This is a genomic window from Aureimonas altamirensis (assembly GCF_001463885.1).
Classification (GTDB): domain Bacteria; phylum Pseudomonadota; class Alphaproteobacteria; order Rhizobiales; family Rhizobiaceae; genus Aureimonas; species Aureimonas altamirensis.
The window spans coordinates 173,925-192,437 of sequence record NZ_BBWQ01000010.1 but is presented as its reverse complement, the minus strand read 5'-3'; the positions used below and the strand labels follow the sequence as shown (position 1 = coordinate 192,437).

The following is an 18,513-nucleotide window of genomic DNA, read 5'->3' as shown; positions in this document are numbered from 1 at the left end:
GTTGCCGAACACGGGTCAGTTGGCCTCTGCCGCCTTCAGCGCCTCCGCCGGATCGCGAGGCGCGCCGCTTTCGTCGAAGCCGGCCAGATAGGCCGTGATGTCCTTCAACTCCTGCTCCTTCTTGATGCCGGGGAAGATCATCTTCGTCTTCGGTACGACGGCCTTGGGGTTTTGCAGCCACTGAGCCATCAGCTCGGCGTTCCAGACCTTGCCCTCGCCCCAGGTGACGAGGTCGGGCGAAAACCGGAAACCCTCCACGTCGCCGGGCTTCTCGCCGATGATGCCGTTGAGCTCGGGTCCTACCTTGTTGGCGGCGCCTGCCCCGACGGCATGACAGGCCATGCAACGCTTGAAGACCTTCTCGCCGGCGACGGGATCGCCGATCTCCTGTGCCGCCAGGGGCGCAGAGAGCGCAAGAACAAGCCAGGCCCCCGCGACGAATGTCGCTTTCCGCATGCTTCCTCCCAAAGAACTGCGGCGCCCACCTGCGTTTAGAATAAGGACAAGGATCGCGGCTTGGCAATCGCAGAGTGACGACAATGCGGTTAACCATGCTTCTTAGCGGGCGGTTAGGGTTTATTCCTATAAAGGAACGATGTCGCGCCACGTAAGCCTTTCGGTGGTGCGCGACGGGTTTCTGGAGCATCCACACACATGAAGCGCATCGCCCTTCTTCTCGCCGTTTCGGCGCTTGCCACCCCGGCTCTTGCCGCGGACATCATCTACAACGATCCGATCGCTGCGCCGATGGCCTACGATACCGGCTACACCTGGACCGGCTTCTATGTCGGCGGCCAGGCCGGCGTGGCGCTCAGCCGCGATTCGGGCCTGTTCTCGTCCGCCGGCTCGTCCTTCGCGGGCGGCAGCAAGGACGGCGAAGCAGGCGTGGTGCTGGGCCTGCATGCCGGCTACGACCACCAGATCGACAATTTCATCGTCGGCGCCATTGCCGACATCAATTATGTCGACGCCAATTCCTACGCCAACTTCACCCAGTTCGGGCAGGAGTTCGGCTCCAAGCAGGACATCGACTTCCTGGGTACGCTGCGCGCCAAGGCGGGCCTGACGTCGGATCGCTTCGCCGTCTTCGCCACGGGCGGTCTGGCCTTCGCCAAGGTGTCCAACGACCTGATCGGCAACAGCAGCGTCACGTCCGGCGGCACGACCTACAATGTCTCGCTGGAAGAGGACACCAAGGATTTCGGCTACGCGCTGGGCGCCGGCCTCGATTACCTGGTCGCGCAGAACGTGTCCGTCGGCGTCGAATATCTCTACACCGACCTCGGCAAGTCCGACACCAAGGTGAAGTACACGCCGGCCGGGTCGAGCATCGCGACAGAGTCGCTGACGGCGACGTCCGGCAACAGCCTGGACTTCCACACCGTATGGGCCAAGGCTTCCTACCGCTTCAACTGAGCGGACAGGCTATCCTTGAATGCGCCGCCGGCCCTTTTCGGGCCGGCGGCGTTTTCGTTGTCAGGCCAGAGGCTGAAGCCCCAGGTCGGCCCGGCGCGGAAGATCGGCTCCGCGCCGCCCGCAGGTGATCGCGGCGGCACGGATGGCAAAGCCGACGAGCTCTTCCAGCTCTGCCGGCGACATGGCCGTCACGCCTTCGCGGCTGAGGCGCCCGCGCTCGCTCAAAAAGGCCAGCGCCGCCGCCTGGAACGTATCGCCCGCACCCACCGTATCCACCACCGTCACGGCGACCCCCGGTAGCTGCACTTCGTGTCCGCCGGCCGTGGCCGCGATGGCGCCGTTTTCACCGCGCGTCACCAGCGCAATGGCCGGTCCGGCCGACATCCAGTCCGACAGGACGGAATCCAGCGAGCGCCCGGGATGGATCTGCTGCAGATCCTCTTCGCTGGCCTTCACCAGCGTGGCCTTGGGCAGGATGCGCGCCATGCGCTCGCGCCACAGGTCGAGATCCGGCTCGATCGTGGCGCGGATGTTGGGATCGTAGGAAATGAAGCGCCGGCCCGATTCCTGCCCGATCAGATGCAGAAGCGCCGAGGCCGTCGGCTCCGTCACCGTCGAGTAGGAGGCGATGTGGATGGCCGAAAGATCGTCCGGGAAATGCTCCGGCACGTCGGCCACCTCGATCGAGCGGTCGGCGGTGCCCTCGATGTGGAAATCGTAATGCGGGGTGCCTTCCGGCGTCAGCGATACGACGGCCAGCGTGGTGCCGCGCGTGGTGGGCACCAGGAACCGCTGGTCGATGCCTTCATCCTGCATGAAGGCCCGGATACGGCGACCGAAGAGGTCGCCCGATACTTTCGTGAAGAAGGCGCTGGGATGGCCGAGCCGGGCAAGACCGAGGGCGACATTGAGCGGCGATCCGCCGACGCGGCCTTCCAGCGCCACCGATGCCGGCCCACGGCCATCCTGTACCTCGAACAGGTCGAACAGTGCGTCGCCGCAACTCAGGAACATGCAACCCCTCCCATCTGATCGTCGCTTGCGATAGCAAAAAACAATGCGGTCGAATACCGCCCGTTACTGGCGCGGGCTCGGCGTGGCTGTTACAGCGACCGCACATCCGGCAGGCGGGGTAAGGTGAGATGGCCGATCCGATGATCATCGAGGTCACGCGTGGAGCGCTGGTGGAAAGCCGCCACCGCGTGCATGTCAGCGTCGTGGACGGGGCAGGGCGCACGGTGTCGGCGCTGGGCGACGTGGACCGGGCCGTCTTTCCGCGCTCGGCGGTGAAGGTGCTGCAGGCGCTTCCGCTGATCGAGACCGGGGCCGCCGATGCCTCCGGCTTTTCCGACCAGGATCTGGCGATGGCCTGCGCCTCCCATTCGGGCGAAGACGCCCATGTGATGGCGGCGCGCGAGATGCTGGCCAAGGGCGGCGTGGACCCGGCGCAACTCGAATGCGGCTGCCACTGGCCTTTCGATCTGCCGGTCGCGCTGGAGCTTGCCCGCAGCGGCGGCACCCCGACCGCCCTGCATAACAACTGTTCCGGAAAGCATGCCGGTTTCCTGTGTACCGCCGTCCACATGGGCGAGGAGACGGCAGGCTATGTCATGGCCTCCCATCCGGTGCAGCGCCGTGCGCGCGCGGCCATCGCCGAGACGACCGGCGCGCCGCTCAGCGACGACGCCTGCGGCACCGACGGCTGTTCCATCCCCACCTATGCCGCGCCGCTGTCCGGGTTTGCCTTGGCCTTCGCGCGGATCGTGGCCGGGCAGGGCATCGATGCGGGCAGGGCAAAGGCCGGACAAAGGCTGATCCGGGCCTGCATCGCCCATCCCTTCGAAATGTCGGGCACGGGCCGCAAGTGCAAGGCGCTGATCGAGGCGGGGCAGGGTCGCGTCTTCGTGAAGACGGGGGCGGAGGGCGTTTTCTGCGGCGCCGTGCCCGAGCTGGGTCTCGGTATCGCAATCAAGGCCGAAGATGGCACGACCCGCGCCGCCGAAAGCGCCGTTGCCGCCGTCCTGGCCGGCCTTTTGCGTAAAGTGGACCGCGATCTTGCCGAAACCTTCGACGGGCAGGCACGCACGACCCTGCGTAACTGGGAAAAGCAGAGCGTCGGCGAGGTCCGGCCGGACCGGCCCTGGAACTTTTGACCGCGTCAGGGAAGATTTCTCGCCTTTACGTGATCGCACAGGTCTTTAATATTGCCATTCAGTGGGCACCTATTACGAGACGTAACGCGGGCATTCTGCGCGCGTCCGAGAATGGGAGAACTATGATGGCCTGGAACAAACCCGCTATCGTGGAAGTATGTGTGGCTATGGAAATCAACGGCTACATGCCGATTGAATTCTAATTGCCTAGGCAAACAGTCGATCGCGGGCGGTCGGAAGGCCGCCTGCGATTGACCGTGCTGGGTTCCGCTGCCGGGGGCGGCTACCCGCAGTGGAACTGCAATTGCGACGTCTGCGCCCTTGCCTGGCGCGGCGACCCGAGAGTGCAGGCGCGGACCCAATCATCCATAGCTGCGACAGCCGATGGCAAGCGATGGCTTCTCGTCAACGCGTCTCCGGATTTGCGGCAGCAGATCCTGTCCACGCCGTCGATGGCTGCCAGTGCGGCCGCTGACCACGGCCAGCGACGCGCCTCGGCCATTGCGGCGGCATTGGTGACGAATGGCGATGTCGACCACGTGGCAGGGCTTCTGACCCTGCGCGAACGCCAGCCATTGTCGCTTTACGGAACCGCCGGAGTGATGGACGTGATCGCCGCCAACCCGATCTTCGAAGTCTTGTCCGCCGAGTGCGTCGAGCGCATCCGCGTGCCGCTGGACGCGCCCTTCGAGCCGGTACCCGGTTTGAGCGTCGAGATGTTCGCCGTGCCGGGCAAGGTGCCGCTTTACCTGGAAAAAGGCGACGTATCCGTCGGCGAAGTCGGTGAGATGACGGTGGGCCTTCGCCTTTCGGCGGGCGGCCAGTCGATTTTCTACATACCGGGATGCGCCGAGGTGACGGATGATGTGCGCCAGCGCGTATCCGGTGCGCATGCGGTCCTGTTCGACGGCACCGTCTTTACCGACGGCGAGATGGAGGCGGCCGGTGTCGGCGCCAAGACGGGCCGGCGCATGGGCCATGTCCCCATTTCCGGGCCGGGCGGAAGCCTTGAGGCCTTCGACGGGCTCGGCATCGGCGAGAAGATCTATATCCACATCAACAATACGAACCCGATCCTCGTCGAGGGATCGGAAGAACGCGACCGGGTAGAGGCGTGCGGCTGGCGCGTCGCCTATGACGGGATGGAGCTTGTTGCATGAAGCCGCTTCTGAACGCGCATGAATTCGAGGCGGCGCTGCGGCAGATCGGCGCCGAGCGGTATCATAACCTGCATCCGTTCCATCGCCTGTTGCACACCGGCAAGCTGTCGAAAAGCCAGGTGCAGGCCTGGGCGCTCAACCGCTATTACTACCAGTCGATGATCCCGGTGAAGGACTCCATCATCCTCAGCCGCCTGACGACGCCCGAGCTGCGCCGCGAATGGCGCCGCCGCATCATCGACCATGACGGCGACGGCAGCGAGCCCGGCGGTATCGAGAAGTGGATCGCACTCGGGCGCGGCGTCGGGCTGGACGAAGCCTATGTCGTGGCCGGCAAGGGTATCCTGCCGGCAACCCGGTTTGCCGTGGACGCCTATGTGCACTTCGTGCGGGACAGGACGCTGCTGGAGGCGGTGGCCTCGTCGCTGACGGAGCTTTTCTCGCCGACGGTCATCAGCGAGCGCGTGCGCGGCATGCTGGAGCATTATCCGTTCATCACGCGGGACACCCTTGCCTATTTCGACAAGCGGCCCGTGCAGGCGAAACAGGATTCCGACTTCGCCCTGCATTACTGCATCGACAACGCCCGCCGGCCGGAAGAGCAGGAAGCCGTGCTGAACGCCCTTCGCTTCAAATGCGACGTGCTGTGGGCGCAGCTCGACGCGCTTTATTTTTCCTATGTCGAACCCGGCATGGTCCCGCCCGGGGCATGGCAGCCCGGCAGCGGCCTTGCCTCCGGGGAGGCCGGGCGATGAGCGGCCTTGCCGACGATCTCGTGCCGCGCTTTCCGCACGGCGTGCGGTTTCGCGAGGACAAGACGCGCGGGCGGTACATACTGGTGGGCCCCGAGCGCATCTTCGAGGCGGACGGCGTGGCCACGGAAATTTTGAAACGCGTGGACGGCAGGCGTACACTGGACGACATCGTCGCCGATCTTGCCGCCAACTTCGCCGCCGAAATCTCCGTGATCCGGCCGGATGTGGAAGGGTTTCTGTCCGACCTGGAAGAAAAGCAACTGGTGGTCCTATGAACGAGATGCCGAATCCACGGGCCATGCCCGAGCCGCACCCGGCACCGCCCGCGCCGATCGGCGTTCTGGCGGAGTTGACGCATCGCTGCCCCCTGCGCTGCACCTATTGCTCCAACCCGCTGGAGCTGGAAACGCGCTCGGCGGAGCTGTCGACCGACGACTGGAAACGCGTCTTCGACCAGGCGGCCGAGATGGGCGTGATCCACGTTCATCTGTCCGGGGGTGAGCCGACCGCCCGCAAGGACATCGTCGAGCTGACCGCCCATGCGGCGGCTGCCGGCCTGTATACCAACCTCATCACGTCCGGCATCGCGGTGGGCGATGACATGCTGGACAGGCTCCTGGAAGCCGGGCTCGACCATATCCAGCTATCGATGCAGGGCGCCGATCCGGAGATCACCGAACGCGTCGGCGGCATGAAAGGGGCATTCGAGCGCAAGGAAGCCTTTGCCCATGCCGTCGTTCAGCGCGGGTTTCCGCTGACGTTGAACGCCGTCATCCACCGCCAGAACATTCATCAGGTGCCCTTGATGATCGACAAGGCGCTGGCGCTGGGCGCCAAGCGGCTGGAGGTGGCGCATACGCAGTATTATGGCTGGGCGCTGAAGAACCGGGCGCAGCTCATGCCGAGCCGCGAGGATGTGGACAGGACCATCGAGGAGATAACCGCCGCACGCGAGGCGTTGAAGGGCCGGTTGGCCATCGATGCCGTCTTCCCCGATTACTACGCGCGCTATCCGAAGCTGTGCAACGGCGGCTGGGGCCTGCGAACCTTTAGCGTCACCCCGTCCGGCATGGTGCTGCCGTGCCATGCGGCGCAGACGATCAAGCATCTGGAGTTCTGGTCGGTGCGCGACCATTCGCTGCAGGATATATGGGCGGCGTCCCCGGCCTTCGACGCCTATCGCGGCACGAGCTGGATGAAGGAGCCCTGCGCCAGTTGCGAACGCAAGATGATCGATCTGGGCGGATGCCGCTGCCAGGCTCTCGCACTGACGGGCGATGCCGCCAATGCCGACCCGGCCTGCATCAAATCGACATTCCATGAGCGGGTGAAGGACATGGCCGTGACCGAGGCCGCATCCCGCGACCCGGGCCCCGCCTCTTACCGCCAGTTCGGGCGGGCTTTATAGCCAGCGCTTGTAGCGGAAATAGGCGAGCGGCAGGATCGCCGAGACGAACATGCCGGCGATGGCCAGGGGATAGCCGAAATGCCACGACAGCTCCGGCATGTCCTGGAAGTTCATTCCGTAGATCGAAGCGATCAGCGTCGGCGGCATGAAGCCGACGGCCGCCACCGAGAAGATCTTGATGATCGCGTTCTGCTCGATCGAGATCATGCCGACGGCCGTATCCAGCAGGAAATTGGTCTTGTTGTTGATGAAGGCCGCGAAATCGTTGAGCGACTGGATATCGCGCGACATCGCCTTGATGCGTGACTTGAGCTCCTTCGGCGCCTTGCGCCGGTCGAAGGCGAGCTGTGCGAAAGGCAGCATCCTGTCGAAGGTGACAAGCGCCTCGCGCGTGCGGGAGGCAAGGTCGGCGCAGCGGCCGATCTGCCGTAGCATCTCCTTGTAGCGGGCATTGGCGATCGGCGCGCGCTGCTCCGACGACTGGAAGATGTCCTTGGCCGTGTGGTCGAGGTCGATTGCGGTGCCTTCCAGAAGGTCGGCGACCCGATCCACCACCGCTTCCAGAAGCCCCAGCAGGATGACCTCCGGGCGCGGGGGGCGTGCCGGCTTTCGCGCGGGCTTTGCGGCTGCCGGCTGCGGCGCCGCGCCGTCTTCGTCGGGGCCGGCGGCCTCGACGTCTTCGGGCGTGGGCGGCAATGTCAGGTCGAACGATACGGGCTCGCGGCACAGCTTGGCCGCATACAACTCGAAGCTGCGCGGTTCGCTGTAGCGCAGCGTGACGAGCGAGGAACCCACAAGGATGAAGGTGACGGGCGCGAATTGCGCCACGCCGGTTGCCTGGCGGCCATGCGGCAGCACCAGCGTCATGAAGTCGGCGTTGTCCTCGGTGTAGAGGCGGCTCGACACTTCGATCTCGCGCATCTCCTCGGGCGTCGGAACGTCGATGGCAAGATGCTTTTCGATTGCGGCGACTTCTTCCGGCGTTGGATCGAAGAGATCGAGCCAGATGGCGTCGGAGGCAAAGTCCGCGCCCGCCGAAGCGACGGGGCGCATGCGCCCATCGGAGAATACGTAGGCGAGGATCATCGCAGAATTCGCTTAGATGAACTGGGCGAGCGCGGGCACCGAGGCGATGGCCTTGTCCACCGTTTCGTCGCCGGCATGCTTGCGCGCGGCGGCGACGAAGCTTTCCGCCACATCGCGGATCTGCTCCATGTCGAGGCCCATCCCCATCAGGCGGGCGCCGAGACCCATGATGCCGCCGCTGCCGTCGTAACCATTGGCGGTTGCCAGTGCCTCCGCCGCCCCGGGGGTGGCCGAAACCATGCCGGGCAGCGAATCGTCTTCGCTTTCAGCGTGCATGTAGGCGAGGATGTATCCAACCGCCTGACGTGCGTCGCTTTCCGAAATCTCGGCCGCAGCAGATATACGGGAGAAGAGATCGTCCATTTCTGGTAGTCCTGACTTTGGCGATCGTCCGGCTACCGGCCGGGCACGGCGGGACCATGGCAAAGGCTGGCGCGAACGGCAAGCGGAGGGTGAACATGCAGGAAGACGGTAAGCTGTTTCTTGGGGCGAGTGTGTCCGAAGGCAACCCGGTGCCCGAAGAACTGTTACTGAAATACGCAAACCGCCACGGCCTTGTCACGGGCGCCACCGGCACCGGCAAGACGGTGACGCTGCAGGTGCTGGCAGAAGGGTTTTCCGCTGCGGGCGTGCCCGTCTTCTGTGCCGACGTGAAGGGCGACCTGTCGGGCCTTGCGGTGCGCGGCGAGCCGAAGGACTTCCTCGTCAAGCGGGCCGGCGAGGTGGGCCTCAACCCCTATGTCAACGACTATTCTCCGGCGATCTTCTGGGATCTCTTCGGCGAGAAGGGGCATCCGGTCCGCACGACCGTATCGGAAATGGGCCCGCTTCTGTTGTCGCGGCTGATGGATTTGACCGACGCGCAGGAGGGTGTGCTCAACATCGCCTTCCGCATCGCCGACGAGCAGGGCTTGCTGCTGCTGGACCTGAAGGACCTTCAGGCGATGCTGACCCATGTCGCCGAGCAGGCGGACGAAATCTCGCGGCGGTACGGCAACGTAGCCAAGGCCAGCGTCGGCGCGATCCAGCGTCAGTTGCTGGTTCTCGAAAACCAGGGGGCCCGCAACTTCTTCGGCGAGCCGGCCATGGCGATCGACGATCTCATGCGCGTCGACCGTGACGGGCGTGGCTATGTGAGCGTGCTGGCGGCCGACAAGCTGATGTCGAGCCCGCGCCTCTATGCGACGTTCCTTCTGTGGCTCCTGTCGGAACTGTTCGAGGAGATGCCCGAAGTGGGCGACCCCGACAAACCCAAACTCGTCTTCTTTTTCGACGAGGCGCATTTGCTGTTCGACGATGCCCCGAAGGCGCTGGTGGACCGCATCGAGCAGGTGGTGAAGCTGATCCGCTCCAAGGGCGTCGGCGTGTATTTCGTAACGCAGAACCCGATGGACGTTCCGGAAAGCGTGCTGGCCCAGCTTGGCAACCGTGTGCAGCATGCGCTGCGCGCCTATACCCCGCGTGAAGAGAAAGCCGTGCGTACGGCAGCGTCCACCTTTCGCCCCAATCCGGATTTCGACACGTTCAAGGCCATCACCGAGCTGGGCGTCGGCGAGGCGCTGGTGTCGACGCTCGGCAAGGGCGGGGTGCCGAGCATCGTGCAGCGCTGCCTGATCCGCCCGCCGGTGGGGCGCTTGGGGCCTCTGGACGATGCCGAGCGCCGCGCCGTGATGAGCGACAGCCCGGTGCGTGGCCGGTACGATACGGCGGTGGACAGGGAGTCCGCCTACGAAATCCTCAACCAGCGGGCCGATGACAAGCTGGCCGAGGAAACGGCGGTTGAGGCGCAGCAGCGCCGCCTGCCGATACCGGATTTCAACGACGGGCCGCAGACATCCAAGCCGGCGCCGCGTCGGCGCGCCTCCGGCTATCAGCGGCAGACTGTAACGGAAGCGATCATGAAATCGGTTGGCCGCACAGTGGCAACCCAGGTCACCAATGCCGTACTGCGCGGTATCCTCGGGGGCTTCCGGCGCGGGCGATGAACCCGCGCCGATCGCCTAGACGGTGATCGCACCGCTCTGCTGGTTGACGATCACCGTGGCGCCGTCGGCGGCGCGATCGTAGAGATCGATGATGTCGTGGTTCATGAAGCGCACGCAGCCGGACGACACCGCCTTGCCGATGGTCCACCACTCGGGCGTTCCGTGCAGGCGGTACAGCGTGTCCTTGCCGTTCTGGAACAGGTACAGGGCCCGCGCACCCAGCGGGTTCATGAGGCCCGGTTCCATGCCCTGGCGGTACTGTTCCAGCTCAGGCTGACGCGCGATCATTTCCGATGGCGGCGTCCAGCGCGGCCAGCGCCGCTTGAACTGGACACGGGCGCGGCCGTCCCAGGCAAAGCCGTCACGGCCGATGCCGACGCCGTAGCGCATGGCCGTCCCACCCGGCTGGATCAGATAGGCGAAGCGCGTCGGCGTATCGATGATGATCGTTCCCGGCGCCTCGGGGCCGTTATAGGCTACCTCGCGGCGCAGGAATTGCGGGTCCATGCGCTTGAGGTCGATGGCGGGAATGGTGAAACCGCCGTCCTCGATCGGGCCATAGGCCGCCAGATACTCCGGCGGCAGGTTGCCCCGGCTGGGCGTATCGGCAATGGATGCCCGGTTTGCGGTTGTGCAACCCGCAAGCGCGAGCGCAGCGGTTGCCCCCAGCCCGGCCAGCAGATGACGCCGGGTAAGGCCGTTGAAATCGATGATGTCCGTCATGTCCCGCCTTGATCGTCGAACGCTAAAGAACTCAAATTCCCCTGAAGATAACCGCTAAAGGTTGCAAATGTTCCACCACCGCCTGCCGTGGCGTTGGCAGGCCGGCGCAAAGAGCCTATCACTCGCCGCGAAAGACACTACAAGGAGACCGCAATGGCGATCGAATTTTCGCGGACCGTCACCTTCTACGAGGGCGAATGGCTGGATGGAAATCCGGCCCTGGTGGGGCCGCGCAGCCATGTCTTCTGGCTGGGCTCTTCGGTTTTCGATGGGGCGCGCTGGTTCGACGGCCTTGCGCCGGACCTCGATCTGCATGCCGCCCGCGTCAACCGCTCGGCGCTGGCGCTGGGCCTTCAGCCCACGGTCGAGGCGGCGGAGATCGTGCGTCTTGCGCATGAGGGCCTGGCCAGGTTCGACGGCAGGACCGCCGTCTACATCCGCCCGATGTACTGGGCAGAGGATGGCGGTTACATGGGCGTTCCGGCCGATCCCGCGACGACGCGCTTCTGCCTTTGCCTCTATGAATCGCCGATGATCGCTTCGACCGGGTTTACCCTCGGCGTATCCAGCTTCCGCCGCCCGACGCCCGAGACGATGCCGACGGCCGCCAAGGCCGGCTGCCTCTATCCCAACAACGCACGCGCCATCATGGAAGCGAAGGGCAGGGGATACGACAATGCGCTGGTGCGCGATGTCGTGGGCAACGTCGCCGAAACGGGGACATCCAACATCTTCATGGCAAAGGACGGTGTCGTCTATACGCCGGTGCCAAACGGCTGCTTCCTCAACGGGATCACCCGCCAGCGCGTCATGGGCCTTTTGCGCAAGGACGGCGTCGAGGTGATCGAAAAGAGCCTTTCCGTCGAAGATTTCATGCAGGCAGACGAGATTTTCTCCACGGGCAACCACTCCAAGGTCGTCCCCGTGACCGGCATCGAAGGGCGCGCGCTGAAGGTCGGAGCCTTTGCCGAGCAGGCGCGCGAGCTCTACTTCGCCTTCGCCCGCCAGGGGAAAAATTCCACTGCGGAGCTGCAATTGGAAAAGGCAGGCGGCTGACAAACCGGGCTTCCGCCCCTAATTAGGACACTCATCGGACTTTTGTCCGGTTGAAAGATCACGATCTGAAGGGAACTGACGAAATGGCTTTCACCCTGCCTGAACTGCCCTACGCCTACGACGCGCTGGGGCCGTACATGTCCAAGGAAACGCTCGAATTCCACCACGACAAGCATCACAATGCCTATGTGGAAATGGGCAATAAGCTGGCGGCGGAAGCGGGCCTCGGCGACGCCTCCGTGGAAGAGGTGGTCAAGCAGTCTTTCGGCAAGAACCAGCCGCTCTTCAACAATGCCGCACAGCATTACAACCACATCCATTTCTGGAAGTGGATGAAGCCGAACGGTGGCGGAAAATCGCTGCCCGGCGCACTGCAGACGGCCTTCGATTCCGACCTCGGCGGCTACGACAAGTTCCGCACCGACTTCATCGAGGCGGGCAAGGGCCAGTTCGGTTCGGGCTGGGCCTGGGTGTCCGTCAAGGACGGCAAGCTCGAGATCTCCAAGACGCCGAACGGCGAGAACCCGCTGGTTCATGGCGGCACGCCCATCCTTGGCGTCGACGTCTGGGAGCACTCCTACTACATCGACTACCGCAACCTGCGGCCGAAGTATCTGGAGGCTTTCGTCGATAATCTCATCAACTGGGACTACGTGCTGGAGCGCTACGAGGCCGCTGCGCGCTAAGCGCTGCGCGGATACTTCCGTCGATTTCAAAGGGCCCTCCCGGCAGCATCGCCGGGAGGGCCCTTTGCGTTTGCGTCAGCTATCCCGGCCGGTAACGGCCAGCGCAAAGGCGTAGACGAGCGCCGTCTCCTCCAGCCGGGCGAACCGGCCCGAGGCGCCGGCGTGGCCGGCATCCATGTTGGTCTTCAGCAGCACGGGCCGCTCGCCCGTCTTGAGCTTGCGCAGCCGGGCAACCCACTTTGCGGGCTCCCAGTAGGTCACGCGCGGGTCCGTCAGGCCGGCCAGCGCAAGGATGGGTGGATAATCCCGGGCGCCGACATTGTCATAGGGGCTGTAGGCCGCGATGCGCGCGTAATCGGCCTGCGATGCGATCGGGTTGCCCCATTCCGGCCATTCCGGCGGGGTGAGGGGCAGCGTGTCGTCGAGCATCGTATTCAGCACGTCGACGAAGGGAACGGCGGCGACGATGCCGCCGAAGGCATCGGGGGCGATATTGGCGATGGCCCCCATCAGCATGCCGCCCGCCGAGCCGCCATGCGCCACGATGCGGTCATGCGCGGTATAGCCCTCGGCAACCAGATGGCGCGCTGCCGCGATGAAGTCGGTGAAGGTGTTTTCCTTGAATTCGCGCCGGCCCTGTTCGTACCAGGCGAAGCCCTTGTCCTTGCCGCCCCGGATATGCGCGATGGCCCATACGAAACCGCGATCGACGAGCGACAGTGCATTGGAGTTGAAGCTGGCCGGGATCGTGATGCCATAGGCGCCATAGCCGTACAGAAGGCACGGCGCGCTGCCGTCCAGCGGCGTATCGCGGCGATACAGCAGGGAAACGGGCACGAGTTCGCCATCCGCCGCCGGCGCCATGACGCGCCGCGTCACGTAATCGGCGGGGTTGTGGCCGGACGGAACTTCCTGCGTCTTGAGCAGCCGCCTCTGGCGGCTTTCCACATCGTATTCGAAGGTCTGTGCCGGCGTCGTCAGCGAGGAATAGCTGAAGCGAATGGTGGTCGTATCGAACTCGTAGGTGCCCGACAGGCCGAGGGCGTATGCTTCCTCGTCGAAGGCAACCGAGTGCTGCACGCCATCCGCCAGGCGGTGGACAACGATGCGGGGCAGGCCATCGCGCCGCTCCAGCCAGACAAGGTGACGCTTGAGCACGAAATGCGACAGGATCAGCCGTCCCGGCTCGTGCGGGACGAGATCAGTCCAGCCATCGCGCCCCGGCGCATCGGCGGGCGCGGTGACGATCTTGAAATCCTTGGCCCCGCCCGCATTGGTGAGGATGTAGAGAATGCCGCCGGCCTCGTCGACGCTGTACTCCACCCCCGTTTCGCGCGGGGCAACCAGGCGTGGCGCGGCTTGCGGATCGCCGGCCGGGATCAGCCACACCTCCGACGTCTCGTGATCGTGCAGGTCGATCGTCACGAAGGCGCGTGACTGGGTTTCCCCCGCATTCATGAAAAAGCCTGCATCCGTCTCCTCGAAGACGAGCCGGTCGGCTTCGGCGGGAGAGCCGAGCTGGTGATAGAACAGCTTGTCCGGTCGGTGGCTGGCATTCATCCGCGTATAGAAGAACCCGTCCGAACCGGCGCTCCACGTGGCGTCGCCGCCCGTTTCGCCGATGCGCACGACATCGTCCGAGCCGGTGGCAAGGTCGCGCACTGCAATTGTGTAGAACTCCGAGCCCTTGTCGTCGTAGCTCCAGGCCAGCCGCGCATGGTCGGGAGCGTGCGTGGCGGTGCCGAGCGAAAAGTAGCTGCGTGCACCGGCCTCATGCTGCACGTCCAGCAGGATTTCCTCCGTGCCGCCGTCGCGCGGAGTGCGGATGAAGCGCGGATATTCGGCGCCGGTCTGATAGGAAATCCCGTAGGCGAAGGGCCCGTCGGCGGCTGGCACCGAAGAATCGTCCTCCTTGATGCGTCCACGCATTTCGGCGATCAGGCGTTCGCGCAGGGCGGCGGTGGGCTGGAGCACCTGCTCCTGGTAAGCGTTCTCCGCCTCCAGATAATCGCGGATCGCCGGATCCAGCAGGGTCGTGTCGTGGAACATCTCCTGCCAGTTCCCGGCCCGCAACCAGGCGTATGGGTCGATCCGTTCGATGCCGTGGATCGTATGGCTTTCCGGGCGCTCGGGCGCCACGGGCGCGACGGCGCCGGCGGGAATTTTCAGCATGGGACTCTCGTGTGGGGGCAGGGGAAAGGGAAATCGGGCCGGACGATCCGGCCCGATGATCAGGGTTCATTCGCCTTCCGGCGTGAACTCCATGGCATAGCCGTTCATGCAATAGCGCAGGCCGGTCGGCCGGGGGCCGTCCTCGAAGACATGGCCAAGATGCGCATCGCAATCGGTACAGCGCACTTCCGTGCGCACCATCCCATGGGTGCGGTCGACCACTTCCACGACGGCCCCATCCTCGACGGGCTCGTAGAAGCTGGGCCAGCCGGTGCCGGACTCGAACTTCGTCTCGGCATCGAACAGGGGCCGGTGGCAGCAGACGCAAGCGTAGATGCCATCTGCCTTCTGGTCCCAGTTGGGGCCGGTGAAGGGCCGTTCGGTGCCGTGCCCGCGCGCGACAGCATACTGTTCGGGTGTCAGGATCGCGCGCCATTCCGCATCCGTCTTGTCGACTTTCAGCTGGCGATGCGTTGCGTTTTCCATCATCTTTCTCCGTGAAAGGCGTCGTCACCGGTCAAGTAGTCCCGCAAGGGCATCCTCACAAGCATGACGCCGTGCGACCCGGCGGCAATTGCCGCCGGAGGCGCTTGTGCGGCAGCATGAAGCCTTCGTGAAAATGACCTGAACGGGTTGAAGAATCACCGCCGAAATCTAACATGGTGCAAGAACTCGGTGGTCGAGTGGGCGCCTCGATCGGGCAGGTTCGCCGCCAAGAAATCCAGACAGGGGAATGGGTGCATGGAAGGACAGACGGGGCAGCTTTTTTACTTGGCTGTCGCTCTCCCTTTTGTTGCTGCCATCCTTGCACCGTCAGTTCATAAGCTCCTTGGGCGCTTTTCTGCTTACGCCCTGGCGCTTTTCCCTGCTGTTGCATTTGCGCTGATATTTGCCGTCTCGGAGCAGATCCAGGGACGGGAGATTTTCCTGTTTGGTTTCGATTGGGTACCGACTTTCGACGTACGCTTTTCGTTCAGGCTGGATGGCTTATCCTATGCCTTCGCGCTGTTGATCCTGGGTATCGGCGCGCTTGTCGTGCTGTATTCAGGCGGCTATCTTTCGAAAAGCGACAAGCTCGGTAGATTTTACTCCTACATATTTCTATTCATGGGCGCGATGCTGGGCCTCGTGCTTGCCGACGACCTGATGACGCTGTTCATCTTCTGGGAGTTGACGTCGATCACGTCCTTCCTGCTGATCGGCTTCCAGCACGAGCGCGAGGCGGCGCGACGCGGCGCGATCCAGGCGCTGGTGATTACCGGGGCCGGCGCGCTTGCGCTTCTGGCCGGGTTTGTCCTGATCCGCGCCACCACCGGTCTGACTTCGGTCAGCGAGTTGATCGACCAGCCACGGGCCATCTACGACAGCGGCGCCTATGGGCCGATCCTGGTTCTGTTGCTGGCCGGCGCATTCACCAAATCCGCGCAGATGCCTTTCCATGTCTGGCTGCCCAACGCGATGGAAGCGCCGACGCCGGTTTCGGCCTACCTGCATTCGGCCACCATGGTTAAGGCGGGCATCTACCTCCTGATGCGCTTCTTCCCCGTGATGGGCGAGACGGTGATGTGGGAAGTGGCGCTGGTGACGGCCGGCAGCATCACCATGGTCATCGGGGCGATCCTGGCGCTGCGGCAGGCCGACGTGAAGCTGATGCTGGCCTATACCACCGTGGCGTCGCTGGGCCTTCTGGTGCTTCTGATCGGCATCGGCTCGGAACTGGCTCTCGAGGCCGCTGTCCTCTACGTGGTTGCGCATTCGCTGGCCAAAGCCTGCCTGTTCATGGTGGCCGGCTCGGTCGACCATGGCGCCGGAACGCGCGATATCCGCGCCCTCGGCGGCCTTGCGCGCACCATGCCCTATACATTCGCCGCCGCCCTTCTGGGCGCCGCGGCCATGGGCGGCCTGCCGCCGCTGTTCGGCTTCCTGGCCAAGGAAGAGGTCTATGCCGCCGCCTTCCAGGCCGGGCCGCTGCCCTATGCCGGGGCAATGACCCTCGTCACGCTCGTCGGCAACTGCTTCATGTTCGCGACGGTTCTGGTGGTGGCGTGGAAGCCGTTCGTCGGCACGCTGCCAAGCGGCCTGCGCCGCGCCCACGAGACGTCCTTCCTGGTCTGGGCGCCGCCCCTTCTGCTCGGCGTCGTCGGCCTGCTGGCCGGCCTGTTCTCGCAGGTGACGCACCAGTTCATCTCCAACCCGATGGTCCCACCCTCGCTGGACGAGGCGGTGGCGATAACCATCGCGGTCGGCTTCCATTTCGGCGCGCCGCTGGTCCTGTCGGTGGTGACCATCGTCGTCGGCATCCTGCTCTACATGCGGTCCAAGGATGCGCGCGCGCGCATCGCCTCGGTGCTGACCACCATCGGCTGGGGGCCGGACCGCGGCTTCGACCAGTTCATCCGTGGCCTCATAGTGGCGTCTGCCGCCATCACCAACTTCCTGCAACCGGGCCGGCTCGACTACTACATGCGCATGACGTTCATCGTCATCATCGGCCTGCTCTGGGTCACCATGATCTCCACCGGCGGCCTGCCCAGCATGCCCGAATGGCCGATGCTGTATTTCTACGAGTGGATGCTGCTTGGCATCCTCGTTCTCGGCGTGGTCGTGGTGGCCGTCGCGCCCAACCGCCTGGCGGCCATGCTGTCGCTCGGCATCCAGGGCTTGGCCGTCGCACTGCTGTTCCTGCTGCTGGGCGCGCCCGACCTGTCGTTCACGCAGTTCATGGTCGAGATCCTGTCGGTTGCCATCCTCGCCCTCGTCATGACGCGGCTGCGCCTGCAGCCGGCCGACCGGCGGCCCTGGCGGGAAGTCGCGCCCGAATTGCTGCTGGCGGCGCTCGGCGGGGCAGGGCTTGCGCTGTTCCTGATCTCGGTCACCCAGACGACCATGGATACGACGCTGTCGGACTTCTACACCCGCTACTCCTATGTCATCGCGCATGGCCGCAACATCGTGAACGTCATCCTGGTGGATTTCCGCGCCGTGGATACGTTCGGCGAGATCGCCGTGGTGCTGACGACGGGCGCCGCCATCCTGGCGCTGGTGCGCATCCGCGTATCGAAGAAGGACAGGCACGGCGTCAAGAAGAAGAAGCGTCCGGCAGTGGAGGCACAGCCATGAGAACCGTCATCTTCCGGGTCATGGCGCCCTACCTCACCAGTCTCATGTTCCTGTTCTCGCTGTTCGTGCTGCTGCGCGGCCACAACGAGCCGGGCGGCGGCTTCATCGGTGGCCTCATCTCGGCCTCCGCCATCGCCGTCTACGGTATGGCGGTGGGGGTGGAGTCGGTGCGCCGCGCCCTGCATTTCCACCCCATCGCCTATGCCGGCTTCGGGCTGATCATGGCGACGCTGGCGGGCTTTGCCTCGATCTTCCTCGGCTATCCGTTCATGACCGGGCTGTGGTGGTTTCCGCAGTTCCTCGGAGAGCCGCCCATCTCGACCGCGCTGTTCTTCGATATTGGGGTCTATCTCGTCATCGTCGGATCGATCTCGTCGATCGCCCTCTCGCTCGAAGAGAGGTATGTCGACTGATGGAAACCGCGCTGGCCGTGGTGATCGGCATCATGTTCACCTTCACCATCTACCTGCTCCTGTCGCGCTACATCATCCGGATGCTGCTGGGCGTCGTGCTTCTGGGCAACAGCGTGAACCTGTCCATCTTCGTGTCGGGCCGCATCGGCCCGATCGCGCCGCCGCTGATACCGGGCGGGCTGGACATGCCGCCGATGGCCATCGCCAACGCCGTGCCGCAGGCGCTGGTGCTGACCGCCATCGTCATTTCCTTTTCATTCTTCGTCTTCCTGCTGGTGCTGACCTACCGTGCCTACCAGGACCTGGAAACCGACGACACGCAGGACATGCGCGTTGCGGAGCCTGAGGACGAGGGGCTGCCTCCGCTTGGATACTGACTG

Annotated in this window: 18 protein-coding genes and 1 pseudogene; 12 read left to right on the top strand and 7 right to left on the bottom strand. The window is 64.6% G+C overall.

The annotated features are described in order from the left end of the window. Positions 1-15: 15 nt before the first annotated feature. Positions 16-456 carry a c-type cytochrome gene (locus tag AUL31_RS07020; RefSeq protein WP_060603489.1) on the bottom strand — a complete coding sequence of 147 codons (441 nt, stop codon included), beginning with the start codon at positions 454-456 and terminating at the stop codon, positions 16-18. A gap of 198 nt (positions 457-654) precedes the next feature. On the opposite strand from AUL31_RS07020, the gene AUL31_RS07015 reads away from it, so the two are divergent. After that, on the top strand, positions 655-1,416 hold the full coding sequence (locus AUL31_RS07015) for an outer membrane protein (protein WP_060603486.1): 762 nt from the start codon (positions 655-657) through the stop codon (positions 1,414-1,416). Positions 1,417-1,476: 60 nt separating this feature from the next. On the opposite strand, the gene AUL31_RS07010 is transcribed toward AUL31_RS07015, so the two are convergent. Continuing rightward, on the bottom strand, positions 1,477-2,430 hold the full coding sequence (locus AUL31_RS07010) for a carbohydrate kinase family protein (protein ID WP_060603481.1): 954 nt from the start codon (positions 2,428-2,430) through the stop codon (positions 1,477-1,479). 128 nt (positions 2,431-2,558) lie between these two features. On the opposite strand from AUL31_RS07010, the gene AUL31_RS07005 reads away from it, so the two are divergent. From AUL31_RS07005 to pqqE, 5 genes and pseudogenes are all read left to right on the top strand, one after another. Next, the gene (locus tag AUL31_RS07005; protein WP_060603479.1) at positions 2,559-3,569 is read left to right on the top strand and encodes an asparaginase; all 1,011 of its coding nucleotides are present in this window, start codon (positions 2,559-2,561) and stop codon (positions 3,567-3,569) included. Positions 3,570-3,691: 122 nt separating this feature from the next. Then, positions 3,692-3,772, top strand: a complete 81-nt coding sequence (gene pqqA, locus AUL31_RS20870; protein WP_082015983.1) for a pyrroloquinoline quinone precursor peptide PqqA — start codon at positions 3,692-3,694, stop codon at positions 3,770-3,772. 42 nt (positions 3,773-3,814) lie between these two features. Continuing rightward, complete coding sequence (pqqB, locus tag AUL31_RS06995) at positions 3,815-4,729, top strand: pyrroloquinoline quinone biosynthesis protein PqqB (RefSeq protein WP_060603914.1); 915 nt, start codon at positions 3,815-3,817, stop codon at positions 4,727-4,729. After that, positions 4,726-5,759: pseudogene (pqqC, locus tag AUL31_RS06990) on the top strand (pyrroloquinoline-quinone synthase PqqC). Before pqqB ends, pqqC begins: the two are co-directional and overlap by 4 nt. Before the next feature lie 5 nt (positions 5,760-5,764). Then, positions 5,765-6,892 carry a pyrroloquinoline quinone biosynthesis protein PqqE gene (pqqE, locus tag AUL31_RS06980; RefSeq protein WP_082646840.1) on the top strand — a complete coding sequence of 376 codons (1,128 nt, stop codon included), beginning with the start codon at positions 5,765-5,767 and terminating at the stop codon, positions 6,890-6,892. On the opposite strand, the gene AUL31_RS06975 is transcribed toward pqqE, so the two are convergent. Next, positions 6,887-7,978 carry a magnesium transporter CorA family protein gene (locus AUL31_RS06975; RefSeq protein ID WP_060603463.1) on the bottom strand — a complete coding sequence of 364 codons (1,092 nt, stop codon included), beginning with the start codon at positions 7,976-7,978 and terminating at the stop codon, positions 6,887-6,889. The two genes, pqqE and AUL31_RS06975, sit on opposite strands and share 6 nt — an antisense overlap. 12 nt (positions 7,979-7,990) lie before the next feature. Beyond that, positions 7,991-8,341 (bottom strand): hypothetical protein, encoded by a 351-nt coding sequence (locus AUL31_RS06970; RefSeq protein ID WP_060603460.1) that lies wholly within the window; start codon positions 8,339-8,341, stop codon positions 7,991-7,993. Between the two features lie 95 nt (positions 8,342-8,436). On the opposite strand from AUL31_RS06970, the gene AUL31_RS06965 reads away from it, so the two are divergent. Then, a complete protein-coding gene (locus AUL31_RS06965) occupies positions 8,437-9,963 on the top strand; it encodes a helicase HerA-like C-terminal domain-containing protein (RefSeq protein ID WP_060603457.1) in 1,527 nt (508 codons plus the stop codon). Positions 9,964-9,978: 15 nt separating this feature from the next. On the opposite strand, the gene AUL31_RS06960 is transcribed toward AUL31_RS06965, so the two are convergent. Next, on the bottom strand, positions 9,979-10,686 hold the full coding sequence (locus AUL31_RS06960) for a L,D-transpeptidase (RefSeq protein ID WP_060603454.1): 708 nt from the start codon (positions 10,684-10,686) through the stop codon (positions 9,979-9,981). 153 nt (positions 10,687-10,839) lie between these two features. Here AUL31_RS06960 and AUL31_RS06955 point away from each other — a divergent pair, with 153 nt between their 5' ends. Together AUL31_RS06955 and AUL31_RS06950 are read left to right on the top strand one after the other, a co-directional pair. Next, the gene (locus tag AUL31_RS06955; RefSeq protein ID WP_060603451.1) at positions 10,840-11,742 is read left to right on the top strand and encodes a branched-chain amino acid aminotransferase; all 903 of its coding nucleotides are present in this window, start codon (positions 10,840-10,842) and stop codon (positions 11,740-11,742) included. An 83-nt stretch (positions 11,743-11,825) separates the two neighbouring features. Next, positions 11,826-12,428: a superoxide dismutase gene (locus AUL31_RS06950; RefSeq protein WP_060603448.1), complete on the top strand. Its 603-nt coding sequence runs from the start codon at positions 11,826-11,828 to the stop codon at positions 12,426-12,428. 75 nt (positions 12,429-12,503) lie between these two features. Here AUL31_RS06950 and AUL31_RS06945 read toward each other — a convergent pair whose 3' ends face one another. Further along, positions 12,504-14,600 (bottom strand): S9 family peptidase, encoded by a 2,097-nt coding sequence (locus AUL31_RS06945; RefSeq protein WP_060603445.1) that lies wholly within the window; start codon positions 14,598-14,600, stop codon positions 12,504-12,506. A 66-nt stretch (positions 14,601-14,666) separates the two neighbouring features. Further along, positions 14,667-15,089, bottom strand: a complete 423-nt coding sequence (gene msrB, locus AUL31_RS06940; RefSeq protein WP_060603441.1) for a peptide-methionine (R)-S-oxide reductase MsrB — start codon at positions 15,087-15,089, stop codon at positions 14,667-14,669. A 252-nt stretch (positions 15,090-15,341) separates the two neighbouring features. On the opposite strand from msrB, the gene AUL31_RS06935 reads away from it, so the two are divergent. From AUL31_RS06935 to AUL31_RS06925, 3 genes are read left to right on the top strand one after another with little or no spacing between them, the layout of a single operon-like run. Further along, complete coding sequence (locus AUL31_RS06935) at positions 15,342-17,720, top strand: putative monovalent cation/H+ antiporter subunit A (protein WP_060603438.1); 2,379 nt, start codon at positions 15,342-15,344, stop codon at positions 17,718-17,720. Continuing rightward, positions 17,717-18,133 carry a Na(+)/H(+) antiporter subunit B gene (locus tag AUL31_RS06930; RefSeq protein WP_060603435.1) on the top strand — a complete coding sequence of 139 codons (417 nt, stop codon included), beginning with the start codon at positions 17,717-17,719 and terminating at the stop codon, positions 18,131-18,133. The genes AUL31_RS06935 and AUL31_RS06930 overlap by 4 nt, the downstream gene beginning before the upstream one ends. Beyond that, positions 18,133-18,510 (top strand): Na+/H+ antiporter subunit C, encoded by a 378-nt coding sequence (locus AUL31_RS06925; RefSeq protein ID WP_060603432.1) that lies wholly within the window; start codon positions 18,133-18,135, stop codon positions 18,508-18,510. The genes AUL31_RS06930 and AUL31_RS06925 overlap by 1 nt, the downstream gene beginning before the upstream one ends. The last annotated feature ends 3 nt before the right edge of the window (positions 18,511-18,513 follow it).

What these genes read in the sequence shown, in the direction of transcription:
- AUL31_RS07015 (WP_060603486.1), top strand. Translation starts at nt 655, where the DNA reads ATGAAGCGCATCGCCCTTCTTCTCGCCGTTTCGGCGCTTGCCACCCCG.
- AUL31_RS07020 (WP_060603489.1), bottom strand. Translation starts at nt 456, where the DNA reads ATGCGGAAAGCGACATTCGTCGCGGGGGCCTGGCTTGTTCTTGCGCTC.
- AUL31_RS06935 (WP_060603438.1), top strand. Translation starts at nt 15,342, where the DNA reads ATGGAAGGACAGACGGGGCAGCTTTTTTACTTGGCTGTCGCTCTCCCT.
- AUL31_RS06930 (WP_060603435.1), top strand. Translation starts at nt 17,717, where the DNA reads ATGAGAACCGTCATCTTCCGGGTCATGGCGCCCTACCTCACCAGTCTC.
- pqqA (WP_082015983.1), top strand. Translation starts at nt 3,692, where the DNA reads ATGATGGCCTGGAACAAACCCGCTATCGTGGAAGTATGTGTGGCTATG.
- AUL31_RS06955 (WP_060603451.1), top strand. Translation starts at nt 10,840, where the DNA reads ATGGCGATCGAATTTTCGCGGACCGTCACCTTCTACGAGGGCGAATGG.
- pqqE (WP_082646840.1), top strand. Translation starts at nt 5,765, where the DNA reads ATGCCGAATCCACGGGCCATGCCCGAGCCGCACCCGGCACCGCCCGCG.
- AUL31_RS07010 (WP_060603481.1), bottom strand. Translation starts at nt 2,430, where the DNA reads ATGTTCCTGAGTTGCGGCGACGCACTGTTCGACCTGTTCGAGGTACAG.
- AUL31_RS06945 (WP_060603445.1), bottom strand. Translation starts at nt 14,600, where the DNA reads ATGCTGAAAATTCCCGCCGGCGCCGTCGCGCCCGTGGCGCCCGAGCGC.
- msrB (WP_060603441.1), bottom strand. Translation starts at nt 15,089, where the DNA reads ATGATGGAAAACGCAACGCATCGCCAGCTGAAAGTCGACAAGACGGAT.
- AUL31_RS06960 (WP_060603454.1), bottom strand. Translation starts at nt 10,686, where the DNA reads ATGACGGACATCATCGATTTCAACGGCCTTACCCGGCGTCATCTGCTG.
- AUL31_RS06925 (WP_060603432.1), top strand. Translation starts at nt 18,133, where the DNA reads ATGGAAACCGCGCTGGCCGTGGTGATCGGCATCATGTTCACCTTCACC.
- AUL31_RS06965 (WP_060603457.1), top strand. Translation starts at nt 8,437, where the DNA reads ATGCAGGAAGACGGTAAGCTGTTTCTTGGGGCGAGTGTGTCCGAAGGC.
- AUL31_RS07005 (WP_060603479.1), top strand. Translation starts at nt 2,559, where the DNA reads ATGGCCGATCCGATGATCATCGAGGTCACGCGTGGAGCGCTGGTGGAA.
- AUL31_RS06975 (WP_060603463.1), bottom strand. Translation starts at nt 7,978, where the DNA reads ATGATCCTCGCCTACGTATTCTCCGATGGGCGCATGCGCCCCGTCGCT.
- AUL31_RS06950 (WP_060603448.1), top strand. Translation starts at nt 11,826, where the DNA reads ATGGCTTTCACCCTGCCTGAACTGCCCTACGCCTACGACGCGCTGGGG.
- AUL31_RS06970 (WP_060603460.1), bottom strand. Translation starts at nt 8,341, where the DNA reads ATGGACGATCTCTTCTCCCGTATATCTGCTGCGGCCGAGATTTCGGAA.